Annotated in this window: 18 protein-coding genes; 6 read left to right on the top strand and 12 right to left on the bottom strand. The window is 55.9% G+C overall.

What is annotated here, in order from left to right; all coding sequences use genetic code 11:
• Window positions 1–32: 32 nt before the first annotated feature.
• A complete protein-coding gene (gene ubiB, locus PYL13_RS02725; protein WP_275640433.1) occupies window positions 33–1607 on the top strand; it encodes a 2-polyprenylphenol 6-hydroxylase in 1575 nt (524 codons plus the stop codon).
• On the opposite strand, the gene PYL13_RS02720 is transcribed toward ubiB, so the two are convergent.
• The 3 genes from PYL13_RS02720 to PYL13_RS02710 all read right to left on the bottom strand — a co-directional run bounded on the left by PYL13_RS02720 (window position 1600) and on the right by PYL13_RS02710 (window position 4909).
• Window positions 1600–1959, bottom strand: coding sequence for an MmcQ/YjbR family DNA-binding protein (locus PYL13_RS02720; RefSeq protein ID WP_275640432.1), 360 nt, complete (start codon window positions 1957–1959; stop codon window positions 1600–1602). The genes ubiB and PYL13_RS02720 overlap by 8 nt on opposite strands.
• A complete protein-coding gene (gene coaBC / locus PYL13_RS02715) occupies window positions 1956–3161 on the bottom strand; it encodes a bifunctional phosphopantothenoylcysteine decarboxylase/phosphopantothenate--cysteine ligase CoaBC (RefSeq protein ID WP_275640431.1) in 1206 nt (401 codons plus the stop codon). The genes PYL13_RS02720 and coaBC overlap by 4 nt, the downstream gene beginning before the upstream one ends.
• Window positions 3162–3325: 164 nt before the next feature.
• Complete coding sequence (locus PYL13_RS02710) at window positions 3326–4909, bottom strand: peptide chain release factor 3 (protein ID WP_275640430.1); 1584 nt, start codon at window positions 4907–4909, stop codon at window positions 3326–3328.
• A 90-nt stretch (window positions 4910–4999) separates the two neighbouring features.
• Between PYL13_RS02710 and dut the strand changes: the two genes are divergently transcribed.
• The 3 genes from dut (at window position 5000) to cysK (ending at window position 7318) form a co-directional block, all read left to right on the top strand.
• Window positions 5000–5473: a dUTP diphosphatase gene (dut, locus tag PYL13_RS02705; RefSeq protein WP_275640429.1), complete on the top strand. Its 474-nt coding sequence runs from the start codon at window positions 5000–5002 to the stop codon at window positions 5471–5473.
• 114 nt (window positions 5474–5587) lie between these two features.
• Entirely contained in the window at window positions 5588–6205 is a 618-nt protein-coding gene (locus PYL13_RS02700; RefSeq protein ID WP_275640428.1) for a LysE family translocator, read from the top strand.
• A gap of 144 nt (window positions 6206–6349) precedes the next feature.
• A complete protein-coding gene (gene cysK / locus PYL13_RS02695) occupies window positions 6350–7318 on the top strand; it encodes a cysteine synthase A (RefSeq protein ID WP_275640427.1) in 969 nt (322 codons plus the stop codon).
• A 64-nt stretch (window positions 7319–7382) separates the two neighbouring features.
• Here the strand turns inward: cysK and PYL13_RS02690 are convergent, their stop codons facing one another.
• From PYL13_RS02690 to rsmI, 9 genes are all read right to left on the bottom strand, one after another.
• Window positions 7383–8915 (bottom strand): YifB family Mg chelatase-like AAA ATPase, encoded by a 1533-nt coding sequence (locus PYL13_RS02690; RefSeq protein WP_275640426.1) that lies wholly within the window; start codon window positions 8913–8915, stop codon window positions 7383–7385.
• A 244-nt stretch (window positions 8916–9159) separates the two neighbouring features.
• Complete coding sequence (gene gshB, locus PYL13_RS02685; protein ID WP_275640425.1) at window positions 9160–10116, bottom strand: glutathione synthase; 957 nt, start codon at window positions 10114–10116, stop codon at window positions 9160–9162.
• A gap of 96 nt (window positions 10117–10212) precedes the next feature.
• Window positions 10213–10725, bottom strand: coding sequence for a cupin domain-containing protein (locus tag PYL13_RS02680; protein ID WP_192486746.1), 513 nt, complete (start codon window positions 10723–10725; stop codon window positions 10213–10215).
• Between the two features lie 107 nt (window positions 10726–10832).
• Window positions 10833–11945, bottom strand: coding sequence for a sn-glycerol-3-phosphate import ATP-binding protein UgpC (locus PYL13_RS02675; protein ID WP_275640424.1), 1113 nt, complete (start codon window positions 11943–11945; stop codon window positions 10833–10835).
• A 12-nt stretch (window positions 11946–11957) separates the two neighbouring features.
• On the bottom strand, window positions 11958–12800 hold the full coding sequence (gene ugpE, locus PYL13_RS02670) for a sn-glycerol-3-phosphate ABC transporter permease UgpE (RefSeq protein WP_259147810.1): 843 nt from the start codon (window positions 12798–12800) through the stop codon (window positions 11958–11960).
• Window positions 12801–12813: 13 nt separating this feature from the next.
• A complete protein-coding gene (locus PYL13_RS02665; RefSeq protein WP_250983375.1) occupies window positions 12814–13791 on the bottom strand; it encodes an ABC transporter permease subunit in 978 nt (325 codons plus the stop codon).
• A 143-nt stretch (window positions 13792–13934) separates the two neighbouring features.
• Window positions 13935–15233, bottom strand: coding sequence for an extracellular solute-binding protein (locus tag PYL13_RS02660; RefSeq protein ID WP_275640423.1), 1299 nt, complete (start codon window positions 15231–15233; stop codon window positions 13935–13937).
• Window positions 15234–15514: 281 nt separating this feature from the next.
• On the bottom strand, window positions 15515–15883 hold the full coding sequence (locus PYL13_RS02655) for a YraN family protein (protein WP_275640422.1): 369 nt from the start codon (window positions 15881–15883) through the stop codon (window positions 15515–15517).
• On the bottom strand, window positions 15873–16760 hold the full coding sequence (rsmI, locus tag PYL13_RS02650; protein WP_250983691.1) for a 16S rRNA (cytidine(1402)-2'-O)-methyltransferase: 888 nt from the start codon (window positions 16758–16760) through the stop codon (window positions 15873–15875). Before rsmI ends, PYL13_RS02655 begins: the two co-directional genes overlap by 11 nt.
• A gap of 295 nt (window positions 16761–17055) precedes the next feature.
• Between rsmI and dnaN the strand changes: the two genes are divergently transcribed.
• Entirely contained in the window at window positions 17056–18174 is a 1119-nt protein-coding gene (gene dnaN / locus PYL13_RS02645) for a DNA polymerase III subunit beta (RefSeq protein ID WP_192486741.1), read from the top strand.
• Between the two features lie 297 nt (window positions 18175–18471).
• Complete coding sequence (gene pmtA, locus PYL13_RS02640; RefSeq protein ID WP_275640421.1) at window positions 18472–19065, top strand: phospholipid N-methyltransferase PmtA; 594 nt, start codon at window positions 18472–18474, stop codon at window positions 19063–19065.
• Window positions 19066–19185: the final 120 nt, after the last annotated feature.

Below are 19185 nucleotides of genomic sequence, written 5' to 3'. Positions count from 1 at the left end.
ATGACTTTCTACCGTCAGAACAGAGCATTTGCATGAGCTTACCGGGTGCATATTTCCGGCTGGCACGGGTCGGCTGGGTTCTCGTGCGTGAGGGCGTGTTTCTGGCACTGCCGTCCGATGATCTGCCCGCATCGGCAAAATTTGCCAAAGCGCTGCTGAAACCCTTTGCGCGCAACCGTGCCAAAAGTCGCGAGCGTAGCGACAGGCTGGCGCGTGCGGTGGAACGGCTCGGGCCGTCCTATGTCAAGATGGGCCAGTTTCTGGCGACCCGCCCTGATGTGGTGGGTGCCGAATTTGCCGATGACCTGGCTGGTCTTCAGGACCGTATGGCATTTTTCCCGATCAGCGCGGCAAAGGCCAATATCGAGGGATCGCTCGGCCGTCCGGTGACCGAGCTTTACCGCGAGTTTGGCGATCCGATCGCCGCCGCTTCAATTGCGCAGGTGCATCCGGCCATCGTGGATACGCCAAAGGGACCGCGCAAGGTTGCCGTCAAGGTCATCCGCCCCGGTGTGCGACAGCGCTTCCAGAACGATCTGGAAGCAATGTATCTGATTGCCGACCTGCAGCAGCGTTTCGTTCGTTCTGCCCGGCGCCTGCGTCCGGTTGAAGTCACTCGCGCGCTGGAGCAGACGACCAAGATCGAGATGGACCTGCGCCTTGAGGCTGCAGCCCTTTCAGAGATTGCCGAAAACACCAAAAACGACCCCGGTTTCCGCGTGCCTGACGTGGACTGGGAACGGACCGGCCGTGATGTCGTGACCATGGAGTGGATCGACGGCATCAAGATGTCTGACGTGGAGGCGCTGAAAGTGGCGGGCCACGATCTCGACAAGCTGGCCGATACGCTGATCCAGTCATTCCTGCGCCACACCCTGCGTGATGGCTTTTTCCACGCCGATATGCATCCCGGCAATCTGTTTGTCGATGCCAAGGGCATGATCGTTGCCGTCGACATGGGCATTGCCGGCCGTTTGGGGAAAAAGGAACGCCGATTCCTCGCCGAAATTCTCTATGGCTTCATTACCCGCGATTACATGCGCGTCGCCGAGGTGCATTTTGAGGCGGGTTATGTGCCCGGCCATCATGATATTGCGAGCTTTGCGCAGGCCATCCGCGCCATTGGCGAGCCGATCCACGGTCAACCAGCCGAAACCATTTCAATGGGCAAGTTGCTGACGCTGCTGTTTGAGGTTACCGAGCTTTTCGACATGGAAACCCGGCCTGAGCTGGTGATGCTGCAAAAAACGATGGTGGTAGTGGAAGGCGTTTCGCGCATTCTCAACCCACGCTTCAACATGTGGAAGGCTGCCGATCCGGTGGTTGGCAGCTGGATACGCGACAATCTCGGTCCCAAGCGCATCGTCACTGACTTGAAGGACGGTATGAAGGCGGCTGTAAAGCTGGCCGAGGCCATTCCGGAAATTGCCGCCAAGACCGAAAAACTGCATGGCGAACTGGTCTATATGAGCGAAAACGGCGTGCGTTTCGATCCGCAGACCGCAGAAGCCATCGGCAAGGCAGAAGCGCGTCACACCCGATGGGGCCGTATCGCGCTTTGGATCATTGCTTTGGTGCTAGTTTACATCGCAATACGGATCAGCTGATAGCGATCCCCAGCTCCGTGCGCAGCTTCTTGGTTAGCCCAGATGCTACCACGTCATAGGAGCAGCGCACATAATGCTCCAATTCCTCGCGCTCCAGCGGGGAATGGTCTGCGATCGATATCCATTTGCGTTTGGCGAAATAGGGCGCCTGACCTATGCCTTCGAGCGAGGTGAGGATTTCAAAACTTTCCTCGGAGCACTTCACGACAAGACGCCAGTTATCGCTGTTTCCGAGAACAGCAAAAACCTTTCCCCCGACTTTGGCAACGTGCGAATCCCACTGGTCGACAAAGGTCACACCCGGCCATTTCGACAACAGGTCATCAAAACCATCGCGGTCAAAAATGCTCATGCCAGTTTCTCCGCAATCATCGCTGCGAGACGGTCGGCAACTTCATCCTTGCCCATATCCGGCCAAGCCTCGACGCCATCTTTCGAAATCAGCTTTACCTGATTGCGCAGACCGCCCATCACACCGGTTTCCGGCGATACGTCATTGGCGATGATTATGTCGGCGCCCTTGCGGTCCAGCTTGGCGCGGCCATTATTTTCGACGTCCTGTGTTTCCGCCGCAAAACCGATAACCAAAGTCGGACGTTTTTCATGGTGGCCGACAGTTTTCAGGATATCGGGGTTCTCTGTCAGCATGAGTGCCGGTGGTGCATCACCCGGCTGTTTCTTGATCTTCTGATCGGACGCGGTCGCCACCCGCCAGTCCGCAACCGCTGCCACAAAGACGGCAATGTCGGCAGGCAGACGCCCAATCACCGCATCTCGCATTTCTTCGGCCCGCTCGACATGCACGGTCGTCACGCCAGTCGGGTCTGGGATAGTCACCGGACCGGAAACCAGCGTCACCTTGGCGCCCAGCCGTGCAAGGGCGGCGGCTATGGCGTGGCCCTGCCGTCCAGACGAGCGGTTGGCGATATAACGTACGGGATCAATCGGTTCATGGGTCGGGCCAGAGGTCACAATCGCCGTTTTCCCGGCCAGTGGTTTTGGCGCAGTGTCAAAAAGTACCGCGACGGCCTCAACGATCTGCAGCGGCTCGGCCATACGGCCCGTGCCGCCCTCGCCTTTCTCGGCCATTTCACCAGCCATCGGGCCAATGAAATGAATACCGTCGTTTTTCAATGTCACGATGTTGCGCTGTGTTGCACTGGCCGACCACATTTTCGGGTTCATGGCCGGAGCGATCAAGATTGGCTTGTCAGTGGCCAACAGCACGGTTGAAGCCAAATCATCGGCCAGACCATGTGTCATCTTGGCCATCAGATTTGCAGTAGCTGGGGCAACCAGAACAAGATCGCAATCGCGCGCCAGCCGGATGTGGCCGACATCCTGCTCATCCTGCCGGGAAAAAAGCTCGGTAAAGACGTGGGTGGCTGACAGTGCACCAACCGCCAGCGGCGTGACAAATTCCTGCGCACCTGCGGTCATCACGGGCGTTACCTTTGCGCCACGCTCTTTCAGGCGACGAATAAGATCAAGGCTCTTGTAAGCCGCGATCCCGCCAGAAATGACCAGAAGAATGTGTTTGCCTGAAAGTGTCATGCGCGAAGTAACCGATTGATGTTTCAACCGACCCTAGCGCATCGCAACCAAAATCGGAATCGATTTCGCAAGGTGCAAAACATCCCTCAAAAGCATGAAAGCGCCGTGCATCCTTGACACACGGCGCTCTCGGCATTGGTCACGGGAATGCTATTGATCGGCTATCACGCCGCCTTGGCAGCGTGATATTCCTTGATGGCAACCATCTTGATGGCCGGATAACGCTCAGATTCGTAGCGCAGCGAAAATGCATCCTGTGCTAGGAATACCGGATCGCCGTCCAGATCGCGGGCGATGTCGCCACGCTTGACGTTGAGGAACTTGTCCATTTCCGCAGGCTGGTCCGAGGAAATCCAGCGGCAAACCGAAAAGCGCGACATTTCGAACGACACCGGCAGGCCATATTCGCCCATCAGACGCTCTTTCAAAACGTCCAACTGCAGCGCACCGACCACACCGACGATCGCAGGGGAGCCGTCCTCTGGCGAGAACAGCTGCACAACGCCTTCTTCCGCCATCTGTTGTAGTGCTTCTTTCAGCTTCTTGGCCTTCATCGCATCTTCTAGTCGCACGCGACGCAGAATTTCTGGCGAGAAGTTTGGCACGCCTTGGAACACAAGGTTTTCACCCTCGGTCAGCGTATCGCCGATACGAAGTGTGCCGTGGTTGGGAATGCCCACCACGTCACCGGCAAAGGCCGTATCAGCCAACTGGCGCTGCGAGGCAAAGAAGAACTGCGGCGCCGTGAGACCCATCTGCTTGCCGGTACGGGCCAGACGCGCCTTCATGCCCCGCTCCAGCTTGCCAGAGCAAATCCGGGCAAACGCGATACGGTCGCGGTGGTTCGGGTCCATATTGGCCTGAATCTTGAACACAAAAGCCGTCATCTTGTCTTCCGCCGCATGAACGGTGCGAGTGTCTGCCACCTGGTCACGCGGTGGTGGCGCAAAATCGCCCAGCGCGTTGATGAGATCACGAACACCAAAGTTGCGCAGTGCCGAACCAAAGAACACGGGGGTCATGTGGCCTTCGAGAAAAGCCTGACGATCAAATGGGCGGCAAGCTTCTCTCGCCAGTTCCGTTTCTTCGATAAAGGCTTCACGCTCATTTTCTGGCAGACGGTCTGCAACTGCTCTTGGGCCATCAACCGGCAAAGATTCAACCTGCGTATCGACACCACGGAACGTGTTGTTGGCCAGATTATACGCACCGGAGAATGTCTTGGCGCGGCCAACTGGCCAGGTTATCGGCGCGGTGTCCAGCGCCAGTTTTTCTTCCACCTCATCTAGAATTTCAAATGGGTCGCGGCTTTCACGGTCCATCTTGTTGATGAAGGTGATAATCGGGATGTCGCGCATACGGCAGACTTCAAACAGCTTCAGCGTCCGCGGCTCGATACCCTTGGCGGCATCGATAACCATGATCGCGGCATCCACTGCCGTCAGCGTGCGATAGGTATCGTCCGCAAAGTCTTCGTGGCCCGGTGTATCGAGAATGTTGAACACCCGGTCATTATATTCAAAGGTCATCACCGAGGTGACGACCGAGATGCCGCGCTCGCGCTCGATCTTCATCCAGTCCGAACGGGTCTGGATACGGTCCTTCTTCGCCTTCACTTCACCGGCCAGCTGGATCGCTCCGCCGAACAGCAGCAGTTTTTCGGTCAGCGTCGTCTTACCGGCATCCGGGTGCGCAATAATCGCGAATGTGCGACGGCGGGATACCGCCTCGGCGAGTGTTTCAGCCATTGAGAAATTCCTGTTGATTGGCGCCGTCTTTACAGTTTCAAGCCGCGATATGCAATTGACCTGCACCATGGTGACAAAGCAAATGGCACTATGCCTTACGATATATCCCCATCTCCGCAGCTTAAACTCATCCGTCTTGCCAATGGCGAGGGGTTGGAACTGCCGTCGTACGAAACCAGCGGCGCTGCTGGCATGGACCTGCGCGCTGCCGTGGATGCCGATGCCCCGGTTATCCTGAAGTCCGGTCAGCGCATGCTTGTGCCGACAGGTTTCATCTTCGAAGTGCCCGTTGGCTTTGAAGCGCAAATTCGCCCTCGTTCCGGTCTTGCCATCAAGAACGGTATCACCTGCCTCAATTCACCAGGCACTGTGGACAGCGATTATCGCGGTGAAGTCAAAGTCATTCTCGCCAATCTCGGGCAAGAAGACTTCGTCATCGAACGCGGCATGCGCATCGCCCAGATGGTGATTGCACCTGTGACGCAGGTTGTTGTTAGCGAGGTCAGTGAAACCTCCGAGACCAGCCGTGGAACGGGCGGCTTCGGTTCAACTGGGACTGCCTGAGGGATCTTAAAACACATCGGTTTGCGCGCGCCTGCATCGCCCGAATTGTCCATGATTGAAAAGTTCATGCCAGTTGGATACACCGCACAGCAGAATGTGTTTTCGGAGCCTTCCATGACAATCGGCACCCTGCTTGCCTACGCCACAGCCCTGTTCATTGCCGCTGCCATTCCCGGCCCTGGCATGACTGCCATTGTGGCGCGTGCTCTGGGGTCCGGGTTTCGTGAAACCTTCTTCATGGGTCTCGGTCTTGTTCTCGGGGATATGGTCTATCTGACGGCCGTTATTCTTGGACTTGCCTTTGTCGCGCAAACCTTCCACGAAGCATTTCTGGTGCTGAAATTCGCGGGCGCTGCCTACCTCATCTATATTGCATGGAAGCTTTGGATGGCGGGGCTTTTGTCGACCGACCTGAAAGCGCGTAAATCCACTAGCATCGGCATGTCATTCATGTCAGGTCTTCTAATCACGCTCGGCAACCCCAAAACCATGCTGTTTTACGTGGCGCTTGTTCCAACACTGATTGATATTCGTGTTATCGGTATCTCGGAATATCTGACGCTGATTGCCGTTACATTCGTGGTTTTGTTGGCAGTGCTTCTGCCTTACATCCTGCTTGCCACCAAGGCACGCACCCTGCTGAAGAAACCCCGCGCACTGCAAATTCTCAACCGCACAGCCGCCGGTATTCTGGCGGGAACAGCAGCAATGATTGCCACCCGCGCCAGTTGAAATATTTGTTCGGCCAAAGTGGAGATTTCACGAGAATTTTCCAAGTAACGGCTCGCATAAGAACAAACGTTCGCTAGCCTGAAACGGTGATTGCTCCTATTCTGCGCGGTAATTTCTGCCGGTTGCATATTAAAGGAGACTACCATGTCAGAAGCCCGAAAGCCCGGACGCGGACGTATCTATTCCTCGATCACCGAGACGATTGGTGATACGCCGATCGTGCGCCTCGACAAGCTGGCCAACGAAAAAGGCGTCAAGGCCAACCTTCTGGCAAAGCTCGAATTCTTCAACCCGATTTCGTCGGTCAAGGACCGTATTGGCGTAGCGCTGATCGAGTCGCTCGAAGCGCAGGGCAAGATCACCCCCGGCAAGACAACGCTGGTGGAACCGACCTCCGGCAATACCGGTATCGCACTTGCCTTTGCGGCCGCTTCCAAGGGTTACAAGCTTATTCTGACCATGCCGGAGACCATGTCGGTCGAGCGTCGCAAGATGCTGGTGCTGTTGGGTGCCGAGCTTGTGTTGACCGAAGGCCCGAAGGGTATGAAGGGCGCCATTGCAAAGGCGCAGGAACTGGCAGAAACACTGCCTGACGCCGTTATTCCACAACAGTTCGAAAACCCAGCGAACCCGGAAATCCACCGCAAAACGACTGCCGAGGAAATCTGGAACGACACCGACGGTTCTGCAGACATTCTCGTGTCCGGCATTGGTACCGGCGGCACCATTACCGGTGTTGGCCAGGTATTGAAGGCACGCAAGCCAGGCTTCAAGGTGGTTGCGGTTGAGCCTGCTGACAGCCCGGTTCTTTCCGGTGGCAACCCCGGCCCACACAAGATCCAGGGCATCGGCGCAGGTTTTGCTCCCGCCGTTCTCGACACAACCATCTATGACGAAATCGTCACCGTCACCAATGACGAGGCGTTTGAAACGGCACGCCTCGTTGCGCGCCTTGAAGGTGTTCCGGTTGGCATTTCCTCCGGCGCTGCGCTTGCAGCCGCCATCAAGGTGGGCAGCCGCGAAGAAAACGCTGGCAAGAACATCGTCGTGATCATTCCGTCCTTTGCGGAACGTTATCTTTCGACAGCATTGTTTGAAGGTCTCGGCCTCTAACGCAAAAAGGCCCGCCGTGCTGTCGCGCACGGCGGGCCAATTCTACTCCCAAGTTTTTTAAGCCTCACGCCGCAGCGGTGAGCCTTTCTCCGGCAATACGATAGGAAATGGCTTCCGCCAGATGGATGCGGCTGACGATGTCGTGCCCCTCAAGGTCGGCAAGTGTCCGCGCCACCTTGAGAATACGGTGATAACCCCTTGCTGAGAATTTCAGGCGTTCGGCAGCATCTCGCAGAAGTTGCAAACCAGGCGCGTCCGGTTCAGCAAAACGTTCAATAAGGGCGGTGGAGCAACGGGCATTGGTTCTGATCTCGGCAAAACCGGCACTGGCATACCGTTCCTGCTGACGTTCACGGGCACGCGCTACACGCCTTGCAACATCCACGCTGCTTTCAGCCGCCATCGGGCGGATGAGGTCCGCCGCCGAAACAGCGGGAACATCGACGCGGATATCGATACGGTCCATTAGTGGACCGGAAATCCGGGCCTGATAATCGGAAACGCAGCGTGGTCCTCTGACACAGGTAAAGCCCGGTTCGCCTGCCATACCGCATTTGCACGGGTTCATCGCTGCAACCAGCTGAATTTGCGCCGGATAGCTCACGCGATGATTGGCACGCGCAATGATACATTCGCCGGTTTCCAACGGCTGGCGCAAAGCATCCAGCACCTGCGGTGAAAACTCCGGGAACTCATCCAAAAACAATACGCCATTATGGGCCAGCGATGCCTCACCCGGCTTGGCACGCAAACCGCCGCCGACAAGGGCTGCCATGGTGGCAGAGTGATGCGGCGTCCGAAACGGCCTGCTATCGGACAGTTTTCCGCCAGAAAGCTGGCCTGCAATGGAATGCACCATCGAGACCTCCAGCAATTCTGCTGCCGACAGGGGCGGCAAGATAGACGGCAGTCGTGAAGCCAGCATCGACTTACCAGATCCCGGAGGTCCAACCATCAGCATGTTATGACCGCCGGCGGCAACAACTTCGAGCGCCCGTTTGGCGCTCTCCTGCCCCTTTATGTCGGCAAGGTCTGGCATATTGGCGGGTGTCGCACGGATGGCGGGTTGCGGGCGCGACAAAAGCTGCGTACCGCGAAAATGATTGGCCAGCGCAATCAGGCTGCGCGGTGCCAGAATATCAATATCGGCACCGGCCCATGCGGCTTCCGGGCCGCTGTCCGCCGGGCAAATGAGGCCTCTACCCATGGCATTGGCACCGATGGCAGCCGGCAGTGCGCCAGCCACGGCACCAATCGTTCCATCAAGGTTCAGTTCTCCCAAAACAACGTAACCGGCCAGCGCTTCCGCAGGTATTGCCCCGAGCGCCGCCATGAGGGCAAGCGCAATGGGCAAATCGAAATGACTGCCCTCTTTTGGCAAATCTGCCGGGGCAAGATTGACGATGACCTTCTTTGGGGGAAGTGCAAGCCCGGACGCATGCAAGGCGGCCTGGACGCGTTCACGGCTTTCAGCAACGGCTTTATCCGGCAGTCCGACGATCTGTATGCCGACGCGGCCCGGTGCAACCATAACCTGAACTTCAACGGGCACACCTTCGATGCCCTGAAATGCGACCGTATTGACTCGAGCCACCATGGCCTGCTCCCGTAAACCGCATCCGCTGGTCCGGCGCCTCGTGGCAAGAGACCGGCGGAAGACCTGATTATAGCGGCCATCACCAGAAATGATCTGCCCGTTGTCCGGCCGCCTCAAACAGCCTGACACAAGAGACGTTGCAAAACAAGAACGTTACGTGAACAATTTCACGTATATGGTGTGTTGGAGTTGTAACGGATGCAAAGGAATGGCCATTCCTTCACATCCAGGCAGACAGGGCCAATCAGCCCTGCGCTTCGCGCTTGCGCTCAATGGCGTCCCACAACAGGCTTGCCACGTCGGCACCACCGAATTTTTTCACTTCGCGAATGCCGGTCGGCGAGGTCACGTTGATCTCGGTCATGTAGTCACCGATCACATCGATACCGACGAACAGGAAACCGCGCTCACGCAGTGCAGGGCCGATCCGCTCGCAGATTTCCTTTTCACGCGCGGTCAGCTCTGTGGGCTCGGGGCGACCACCGGCATGCATGTTGGAGCGGGCATCATTTTCAGCCGGCACACGATTAATGGCACCAACCGGCTCACCATCCACCAGCAGGATACGCTTGTCACCCTTGCGGACGTCAGGCAGGTACTGCTGGGCGATATAGGGCTCGCGGAACATCTGGCCGAACATCTCCAGAAGCGACGAAAAGTTGCGGTCGTCACGGGTCGAATGGAATACGCCAGCGCCACCATTGCCGTAGAGCGGCTTCAGGATAATATCGCCCATTTCCTGACGGAAGCGGGCAATCTCGGTCACGTCCTTGGTGATCAGCGTTTCCGGCATCAGGTCTGCAAATTCGGTGACGAATATCTTCTCAGGCGAGTTGCGTACCCAGGCTGGATCATTGACGACCAATGTCTTGGGGTGAATGCGCTCCAGCAGATGCGTGGAGGTAATATAGGCCATGTCGAAGGGCGGATCCTGGCGCAGATGAATGACATCCATCGTCGACAGATCAACGCGCTCCGGTTCTGACAGGGAATAGTGATCGCCATTGATGTCGCGCAGTTCCATCTGCTCGACAGTGGCGTAAATCTTGCCGTCACGCATGCTGAGACGGTCCGGTGTGTAATGAAACAGCCGGTAGCCTCTGGCCTGCGCTTCAAGGCTCATGGCAAAGGTCGAATCCCCGGCAATATTGATGCCGGCTACATGATCCATCTGGATCGCAACGTTCTTGATTTTTGCCATGCGCAGTCCCTTTTCTCAAAGCCCGACAGATTTAGGATAGAGGGGCTTTAAAGGCAACTGCTGCAACATGCGGCATCTATGAGTTTTATTGATACTCTACCTAGCAAGGCTGTAGGAGCGAGCCGAGAAAATCTTGTTCCAGACACGATAGGCCAGAGCCAGCATTGTCGGAAATGGACGGCGCATAAAAGCCACTTTGCGCACGTAGTTGTCCACGCGCCATGTCGCCCATGTTCCGGCGCGGAAATAAGCAACGTCACCGCTGCGCAACACACTCACCACACCGTTTTCAGCCGTGACATGCACTTCACCTTCCAGGATATAAACGGTCTCATCCCAACCGAAAAACCAGCGGAATTCACCGGCTGTGCAGTCCCACATTGCAGTGCTGGAGGCGCGATCACGACTTCTGGAATGGTCTGCGGCACGCGCATGTGGCGTGCCTGACAAAATCCAGTCCGGATTGATTGGCGCGTCCTTCATATCCATGCCATGGCTCGAAGCGGCAACGACGGCGTCCAGATTGCCGCGACGAGACGTCAAGGGAATAAGCGGCACGCTACGAATTGCCATAGCCAACGAACTTGCCAACATGATCTTGATCGACATACGCTTTCCCCAACCGGTTTTGTCGATTGGGGTTTAGCGCAAACAAATAACGATACCGTTCATCCAGTCCGTTCAATTTTATCGATCTGGCCTCAAATGCAGACGTTTCAGCCCGCAAATAAAGGGATAGCAGCGGTCTTTTGTTCTGCATTGAAACGCGCATGTTGCTGCTCAATCCGCTTTCCTGTTTCAACAGAGAAGAAGTGCAGCTTCTCCGGCGCGATGGTCAGCGAGAACTCCAGCGGTACTGGCAGATCCGGCGGGAAGGCAGCCGTCATTGCCTGATCGCCCACAAAACCATGTACGAGGCGCTGCGAACCCAGCTCTTCCACATAATCGACACGGAATGCCAGCCCCTTTTCCTCGGGCCCGGCGATGCGGAAATCTTCGGCTCGCATGCCAACCGTGACAGCACCGGATGCCGGCGCAAAGCTCTTCAGTGTCATGATTTCAGGGCCGATGGCGAGACGATCGCCATGTAATTCACCGGCAACGAGGTTCATGGCCGGCGAGCCGATGAAGCTTGCCACAAACGTCGACGCTGGTGTGTGATAAACATCCAGAGGTGCGCCAATCTGCTCGATACGGCCACCGTTCAGTACAACCAGACGGTCGGCCAGTGTCATCGCTTCCAGCTGGTCATGGGTGACGTAAAGCGATGTCGTGCCAAGACGCTTTTGCAGACGCTTGATTTCACCGCGCATCGAAACACGCAGCTTGGCATCCAGGTTGGACAGAGGTTCATCGAACAGGAAGGCAGCCGGCTTGCGCACGATGGCGCGACCCATGGCAACGCGCTGACGCTGACCACCGGACAGGGCCCGAGGCTTGCGCTCCAGATAGGGCTGCAGTTCCAGCATGCGCGCTGCTTCCTGCACGCGTGCGTCAATCTCAGCCTTTGGTGTCTTGCGGTTTTTCAGACCGTAGGCGAGGTTTTCATACACAGTCATATGCGGGTAAAGCGCATAGTTCTGGAATACCATGGCGATGTCGCGGTCGGCAGGGTCAACGTTATTGACCACACGCCCACCGATTTTCACCGTGCCTTCGGAGATTTCTTCGAGACCCGCGACCATGCGCAAAAGTGTGGACTTGCCGCAGCCGGATGGGCCAACGAGCACGATGAATTCGCCGTCATTGATGGAGATATCGACCCCGTGAACGGCGCGTACGCCACCATGGTAATCCTTGCAGACCTGACTGATTTCGATCTCGGCCATGTTACCTATCCTTTATTTATCGCTTTCGGTGAGGCCCTTGATGAACCACCGCTGGAAAATCACCACGATGAGAACCGGCGGCAGCATGGCGAGCACCGCAAGCGCAAAAGCTTCGTTGTAATCGGGGATCTGTGAGCCGATCCAGACCTGGAGGATGGACTTGATGCCACGCATCAAGGTGAAGAAACTCTCATCCGTGGTCATCAGCATGGGCCAGAGATACTGGTTCCAACCATAGACGAACATGATGATGAAGATGGCGGCCATCATGGTGCGCGACAGCGGCACCAGAACATCAATGAAAAACTTGAGCGGACCGGCGCCGTCGATGCGGGCCGCTTCCAGCAACTCGTCTGGCACAGACTTAAAGAATTGCCGGAAGTAGAAGGTTCCGGTGGCAGAAGCCAGCAACGGCACGATCAGACCACTATAGGTATTAAGCAGACCAAGCTGGCTCATCACCTGATAGGACGGCATGATGCGCACTTCGAGCGGCAAAAGCAGCGTCGTGAAAATGATCCAGAATGCGAGCGTTGCGAAACGGAAACGGAAGTAGACGATGGCGTAGGCCGCCATCATCGACAGCACGATTTTGCCGACGGCAAAACCGACACCGAGGATCAACGAATTGACGACCATATTGAAGCCGGTGATCTGGCCGGTAAAACCGCCCTTCTGCGTCAGGACCTTCTGGTAGGTGGCCACCATGTTGTCACCTGGCAGAATGGTAATGCCGTTGCTGTGAATTTCTGCCGCCGTATGGGTGGACGTCATGAAAGCGACCACGACCGGTAACATCAAAAACAGCGAACCGAGGATCAGCACCAGATGGTCGAGAGGTTTTGTCTTGTACATGTCTGTTCCCCGCTCAGCTGTAGTGAATGCGCTTCTCGAGGAAGCGGAACTGGATGATTGTGAGAGCAAACACCACGAGCATCAAAATGACGGACTGGGCGGACGAACCACCGATATCGTTACCACGGAAACCATCCATGAAGACCTTGTAGACAAGGGTAATGGGGTTATTGGCGGCCTTATCCTTCACCATCACGTCAATGATCGCGAACGTGTCGAACAGCGCATAGGTGATGTTGATGATCAAAAGGAAGAAGGCGGTTGGGGTCAGCAATGGCAGGATAACTGTCCAGAACCGGCGGAAACCTGAACGGCAATCGATGGCTGCTGCTTCACGAACAGATACGGGTACGCCCTGCAGGCCCGACAGGAAGAAGATGAAGTTGTAGGGGATCTGCTTCCACACGGCGACGGTAATCATCGCAAATGCCGTATCGAAGTAGTTCAACCCAACTTTCATGTCCCAGCCAAACCACGAGGCAAGTTTTACGAACGGACCGATGTGCTGGTCAAAGAACATCATGCCGATCAGGCCCGCCACTGGCGGTGCGATCGCATAAACAGAGATCAGCAAGGTCTTGTAGGCGGAACTGCCACGGATGATCTTGTCGGCCTTGATCGCCAGAAGAAGGCCCAGCGATAACGAAAACAGTGTGACAAGTGCCGTGAAGATTACGGTAAACCTGGCAATATTGCCGTATTCCGAACTGGAAACTGCGTCGGTGTAATTGTCGAAACCGACAAAGGTCGAACCGAAACCGAACGGGTCTTCAATATAGAATGAAGACTGAACCGCCTGCACGGACGGCCAGTAGAAGAAGATAAAAATAACCGCCAGCTGCGGCGCAAGAAACAGATAGGGAAGAAACGACGAGGAAAACTGCACCCGTTTCATGCCAGCCGGTTCGGCCAAAACAGCCGGCTTATTCGCCTTGGTGATAAATCCGGGAAGAAACCGGATGCGGCGAGGTTGAGAGGATGTGTAAGCCACGCTCGTTGCTCCTGAAGCAATTCCGGCAAACCGCATGGCGGACAACCTCTAGAATTGCGCAATAGGGGTAATCGCTGAATGGACCTCCCTTCCACAAGGGAAAGGAGGCCCAGTTTACATTCGACTATCGGGGTTCGCTGATATCAGCCAGCCGTCTTGGCGAAACGTGCGAGAAGCTCGTTGCCTTCCTTTTCGATGGTTTCAAACGCCTGCTTCACAGTCGTTTCGCCAGCGAAAATACGGTTGTATTCGCGTTCCATGATCGAACGGATCTGTGGGTAGAAACCGAGACGGTAACCCTTGGACCAGTCGCCACCCTTGAGCATCAGCTGCTTGATACCAACTTCAGCAACAGGCTGCTTTTCGTAGTAGCCTTCAGACTTCGTCAGCTCGTAAGCAGCATTGGTGATGGCAACATAACCGGTTGCTTCATGGTAGAACTTCTGGATTTCCGGCGATGTCAGGAACTGGAAGAAGTCAGCAGAGCACTTGTTTTCTGCTTCAGGCTTGCCAGCCATCGCAAACAGGGCTGCACCACCGATGAAGGTGTTGGTGCCAGCGCCTTCAACCGACTTCCAGTAAGGCAGGAAATCAGCCGAGAAAGGCATGGTTGCAGTCTTCTGCAGACCACCGAACGAACCGGAAGAACCGATCCACATAGCAACCTTGCCCTCTTCGAAAGGCTTCTGGTTGTCGGCCCAGCCAGCGCCGTAATAGGCGTAGTAACCGTTGTCAGCCCAGGACTTCAGCTTCTCGAACATGTTGATCAGGTTCGGGTCGGTGAGGTTCATCTTGGTGTCAACAACGCTGTCGTAACCATTGTTGTTGGTTGCGAACTGCAGGTTATGACGCGAGAAGAAGTTTTCGGTGAACTGCCAGGTCAGCTGCGAGGCGGTCAGCGCGGTGTAACCGGCTTCTTTCAGCTTCGGTGCAATAGTTTCGAATTCTTCCCAGGTCTTTGGCACTTCAACGCCAGCCTTTTTGAAGGCTTCGGTGTTGATGTACATGATCGGCGCGGAAGAGTTGAACGGCATGCCGACAAACTTGCCTTCGGAATCCGCGTAGAAATGACGTACGCCCTGGATGAAGGCTTCGCGGTCGAACTTGTAACCGGCGTTGTTGATCAGGTCTTCAGCAGGAATAACTGCGCCCTTGGCGTTGATGATGGTGGCGGCGCCAGCATCAAAAACCTGAAGGATGTTTGGCTGTTCGCCCGAACGGAATGCTGCGATACCGCTGGCGAGAGCTTCTTCATATGTGCCCTTGGAAACCGGGGTCAGCGCACATTCGGCCTGCGATGCGTTGAACTTCTGCGAAATCTCGTTGATGACTTCGCCGTTACGACCACCCATGCCGTGCCACCAAGTGATGTTGGTTGCCGCCATGGAAGACGTTGCCGAAACGCTGATGGCCAGTGCGGCCATGGAAATCTTTTTGAGCATTACTCGATCCTCTCCACCAGTTGATTGGGGTGAGCATGCGAATAGTGACGTTCCATGACGCCACTTTAACAGTTACATGTCAGATTTGTTACAGTTGTGCATGATGCTGATTGCACGTCTTTATTAGAGCACGCCGCTATGCCGATAAATCACTCCGCAGACGCAAATATTGCTGGACCGCTGTCAATTGATGCACGCCGAACAAAAAGCAGAAGCTGAGTTCGCCACTCCCGCCCCAGCCATAGGCGCGACGCCAACCCTTCCCGATGGCTGAAACGCCTTTAGAAAGCGTCGCGGAAATGCCGGGGCCATGACCATGGCAGGATGGCGACAATATCAAACCGCAGCGACAGGTGGCCTGTGCCGCGCATGCGGGCGAGCCAGACATCGGCGGCCGCGCGGATACGTCGTTGCGATTCAAAACTGACCGCATCCACAGCCGTCGTTTCGGCTTTACGCGCCTTGACCTCAACCATCGCCACCAGTTCACCCTTGCGGGCGATGATATCGATTTCACCGAGCGGCGTGCGATAACGCAGCGCCAGAATGCGGTACCCCTTGAGGACAAGGTAAAGGGCGGCGAGATATTCCGCGAGATGGCCGCGCCGGTGCGCCCTTTTTCGTTTCTTTAGCCGGCCTTCAACCGCCATTGGCATTCTTCATGTCGAGCAATCGCTGATAAAGCTCCTTGCGTGGCAGGCCGGTAAGCCTTGACGCTTCGGCCGCAGCCTTTGCGGTCGGCATGGTGGAGGCCAGATCCTTCAACAGATCCTCTACGTCCTCAATGTCAGGCACTTCGTCAAAGGACGGAGGCTCGATCAACAGCACGATCTCGCCCTTGACCACACGATCCTCATTGTACCACTCGGTCAATTCGCCAAGGGTGCCGCGACGAAACTCCTCAAAGGTCTTGGTCAGTTCACGGCACACAACGGCGCGACGGTTTACACCGAGAACTTCTGACGCAACCTTGATGGTCGCGCAAATACGATGGGGCGATTCAAAAAAGATCAATGTTGCCGGCGTTTTGGCCAGTTCCGACAAACGATCGCGTTTGCCGCGGTCCTTGACCGGCAGAAAGCCTGCAAACATAAACGCGTCGCTTGGCATGCCCGAACCAACAAGTGCGGCAAGTGGCGCGGACGCACCGGGGATGGGAACCACGCGGTAACCGGCTTCGAGCGCCAATTGACCGAGACGATAACCGGGGTCGGAGACCAACGGTGTGCCTGCATCGGAAACCAGAGCGACGGATTTTCCGGCTTCGAGCGCTGCCAGCAATTTTGGCCCCGCTTCATTGGCATTGTGCTCATGATAAGAAAACGGCCGGTTGCGAATGCCGTAACGGTCCAGCAGGATGCGGGTGACGCGGGTATCCTCGCAAGCCAGTACATCGACCGAGGCTAGGGTCTCGAGAGCACGCAGGGTGATATCACCGAGATTGCCGATCGGGGTGGCGACAAGATAAAGCGCCACATCCAGCGGGCGGGCCGGCACTGTCACGCCACCAACCAGATATCCCTTCACGCCACCTGATGACGTGCCGCTCGTTTCATTTTCCGTCACTCTTATTTCCGATCATTATCCGCATCTTTCCTGCCTTTATGGTAAAGAGACGATGTCTGAACAAGGGCACCAAGGTGTTTTTGGCTGTGGATCATGTTGTATAGCACCAAAATGGAGCGCGCCGTGCGCATTCGCCTCTTGCATTTTTCGGTATATCTCTGCCATTTTGCCCGTCCCACAGTTTCTGGTTCAGCCAGACATGCATACAATTGTCGATCCGGGTTTCCGGTTCGCGCGGTCGAAAGCGGTAGTGTCCATGCGTATTACTCTTGAGCGTTCCAACCTTCTGAAATCGCTAAACCACGTCCACAGGGTGGTGGAGCGCCGGAATACGATTCCGATCCTGTCGAACGTATTGCTGCGCGCCTCCGGTGCGAGCCTCGACATGAAGGCAACTGACCTTGACCTCGAGATAACAGAAGCAACACCGGCGATGGTCGAGCAGGCCGGCGCAACAACCGTACCAGCGCATCTGCTATACGAAATCGTGCGCAAGCTGCCTGACGGTTCCGAGGTTCTGTTGGCAACCAATCCGGACGGTTCCTCCATGACGGTTACCTCCGGCCGTTCGAAGTTTTCACTGCAGTGCCTGCCGGAGACAGACTTTCCTGATCTGACAGCTGGCACGTTCAGCCATACATTCAAGCTTAAGGCGAGCGATCTGAAAATGCTGATCGATCGCACCCAGTTCGCCATCTCAACGGAAGAAACCCGTTATTACCTGAACGGAATTTTCTTCCACACGATTGAAAGCGACAACGACCTCAAGCTGCGCGCTGTCGCAACCGATGGCCACCGTCTGGCACGCGCCGATGTCGAGGCACCATCCGGCTCCGAAGGCATGCCGGGCATCATCATTCCACGCAAGACCGTGGGTGAGTTGCAAAAGCTGGTCGATAACCCTGAACTGATCGTGACGGTGGAAGTGTCCGACGCCAAGATTCGTCTGACCATCGGTTCGATTGTCATGACATCCAAGCTGATCGACGGCACTTTCCCGGATTACCAGCGCGTCATCCCGACCGGTAACGACAAGGAAATGCGCGTTGCCTGCCAGAGCTTTGCCCAGGCAGTTGACCGCGTATCGACCATTTCTTCCGAGCGTGGTCGTGCGGTGAAGCTGGCAATCACCAGTGGTCAGTTGACGCTTACCGTCAATAACCCCGATTCCGGCAGCGCGACTGAAGAAGTCGCGATCGACTACGACAACGACTCGATGGAAATCGGCTTCAACGCAAAGTACCTGCTGGATATCACCTCGCAGCTTTCAGGCGACGACGCTATTTTCCTGCTGGCCGACGCGGGATCGCCGACGCTGGTGCGCGACACTGCCGCCGATGATGCTCTTTACGTCCTGATGCCGATGCGCGTGTAACACAGCCGGCTCAACATATAGTCATATCTGTTGAAACGCCGGAGGGTCACCCCTTCGGCGTTTTTCATTCAATGTGATTTAAAGCGTCCAGACGCATTGCAATAGAAGCCTTGAGCGTCAGGCCATCAGGTTATCGCCTGTCGTTATCAAAACACCGTGGCGTTCTTCGGCACGATAAGCTGCAGAAAGAAAATATCTGCAAAGAACCCAATTGCGACATTTTGCCTTGTTTTTGCGGCAAACGAGCGCAACATAACCGCAGACAATGACTGTCGCCGTCAAACGGAGAGGGAACAGATGGGTTTAAGCCTAAAGGAACGTTTTGGGAGAAAATTTGAAGAGGAAATTCGCTTCTTCAAGGGAATGGTCAGCCAGCCAAAGGCTGTTGGCGCAATCGTTCCAACCTCCTCCGTCACCGCACGCAAGATGGCAAGCGTCATCACTCCGCAGTCAGGCCTTCCCGTTCTTGAGCTTGGCCCAGGCACCGGCGTTATCACCAAGGCCATTCTGGCCCGTGGCATCAAACCGGAAAACCTGACAGCAATCGAGTTTTCGACCGATTTCTATAACCAGCTTCTGCGTCATTACCCCGGCGTTAATTTTATCAATGGCGACGCGTTTGATCTGGAAAAGACGCTTGGCGAACAGAAAGACCAGATTTTTGACAGCGTCATTTCCGCTGTGCCACTGCTGAACTTCCCGATGTCGGCCCGCACCAACCTTCTGGAACAGCTGCTGGACCGCGTTCCGGTTGGCCGTCCTGTCATCCAGATTTCCTATGGCCCGGTTTCGCCGATCATTGCGCAGCCATCGCGCTACCATATTCGGCATTTCGACTTCATTGTCCGCAACATTCCGCCGGCACAGTTGTGGTGTTACACCCGCAGCTGAACCAGCAGACTTCGCCAAGAGCCTTTTCAGTGAACATGAAAAGGCTCTCACCATTTGTGGGGTCCGTTTTTTCTTGCGGAACAGCCCATCTCATGCGACTTGGACGCGACCAAAGCATAT

This window comes from Agrobacterium sp. Azo12 (assembly GCF_029193765.2).
Taxonomy (GTDB): Bacteria; Pseudomonadota; Alphaproteobacteria; order Rhizobiales; family Rhizobiaceae; genus Agrobacterium.
The sequence above is the reverse complement of the archived record's forward strand: the minus strand, read 5'-3'. Positions and strand labels throughout refer to the sequence as shown.

Coding starts and splice junctions, on each gene's coding strand:
- ubiB (WP_275640433.1), top strand. CDS start 33: ATGAGCTTACCGGGTGCATATTTCCGGCTGGCACGGGTCGGCTGGGTT.
- PYL13_RS02720 (WP_275640432.1), bottom strand. CDS start 1,959: ATGAGCATTTTTGACCGCGATGGTTTTGATGACCTGTTGTCGAAATGG.
- coaBC (WP_275640431.1), bottom strand. CDS start 3,161: ATGACACTTTCAGGCAAACACATTCTTCTGGTCATTTCTGGCGGGATC.
- PYL13_RS02710 (WP_275640430.1), bottom strand. CDS start 4,909: ATGGCTGAAACACTCGCCGAGGCGGTATCCCGCCGTCGCACATTCGCG.
- dut (WP_275640429.1), top strand. CDS start 5,000: ATGCCTTACGATATATCCCCATCTCCGCAGCTTAAACTCATCCGTCTT.
- PYL13_RS02700 (WP_275640428.1), top strand. CDS start 5,588: ATGACAATCGGCACCCTGCTTGCCTACGCCACAGCCCTGTTCATTGCC.
- cysK (WP_275640427.1), top strand. CDS start 6,350: ATGTCAGAAGCCCGAAAGCCCGGACGCGGACGTATCTATTCCTCGATC.
- PYL13_RS02690 (WP_275640426.1), bottom strand. CDS start 8,915: ATGGTGGCTCGAGTCAATACGGTCGCATTTCAGGGCATCGAAGGTGTG.
- gshB (WP_275640425.1), bottom strand. CDS start 10,116: ATGGCAAAAATCAAGAACGTTGCGATCCAGATGGATCATGTAGCCGGC.
- PYL13_RS02680 (WP_192486746.1), bottom strand. CDS start 10,725: ATGTCGATCAAGATCATGTTGGCAAGTTCGTTGGCTATGGCAATTCGT.
- PYL13_RS02675 (WP_275640424.1), bottom strand. CDS start 11,945: ATGGCCGAGATCGAAATCAGTCAGGTCTGCAAGGATTACCATGGTGGC.
- ugpE (WP_259147810.1), bottom strand. CDS start 12,800: ATGTACAAGACAAAACCTCTCGACCATCTGGTGCTGATCCTCGGTTCG.
- PYL13_RS02660 (WP_275640423.1), bottom strand. CDS start 15,233: ATGCTCAAAAAGATTTCCATGGCCGCACTGGCCATCAGCGTTTCGGCA.
- PYL13_RS02655 (WP_275640422.1), bottom strand. CDS start 15,883: ATGGCGGTTGAAGGCCGGCTAAAGAAACGAAAAAGGGCGCACCGGCGC.
- dnaN (WP_192486741.1), top strand. CDS start 17,056: ATGCGTATTACTCTTGAGCGTTCCAACCTTCTGAAATCGCTAAACCAC.
- pmtA (WP_275640421.1), top strand. CDS start 18,472: ATGGGTTTAAGCCTAAAGGAACGTTTTGGGAGAAAATTTGAAGAGGAA.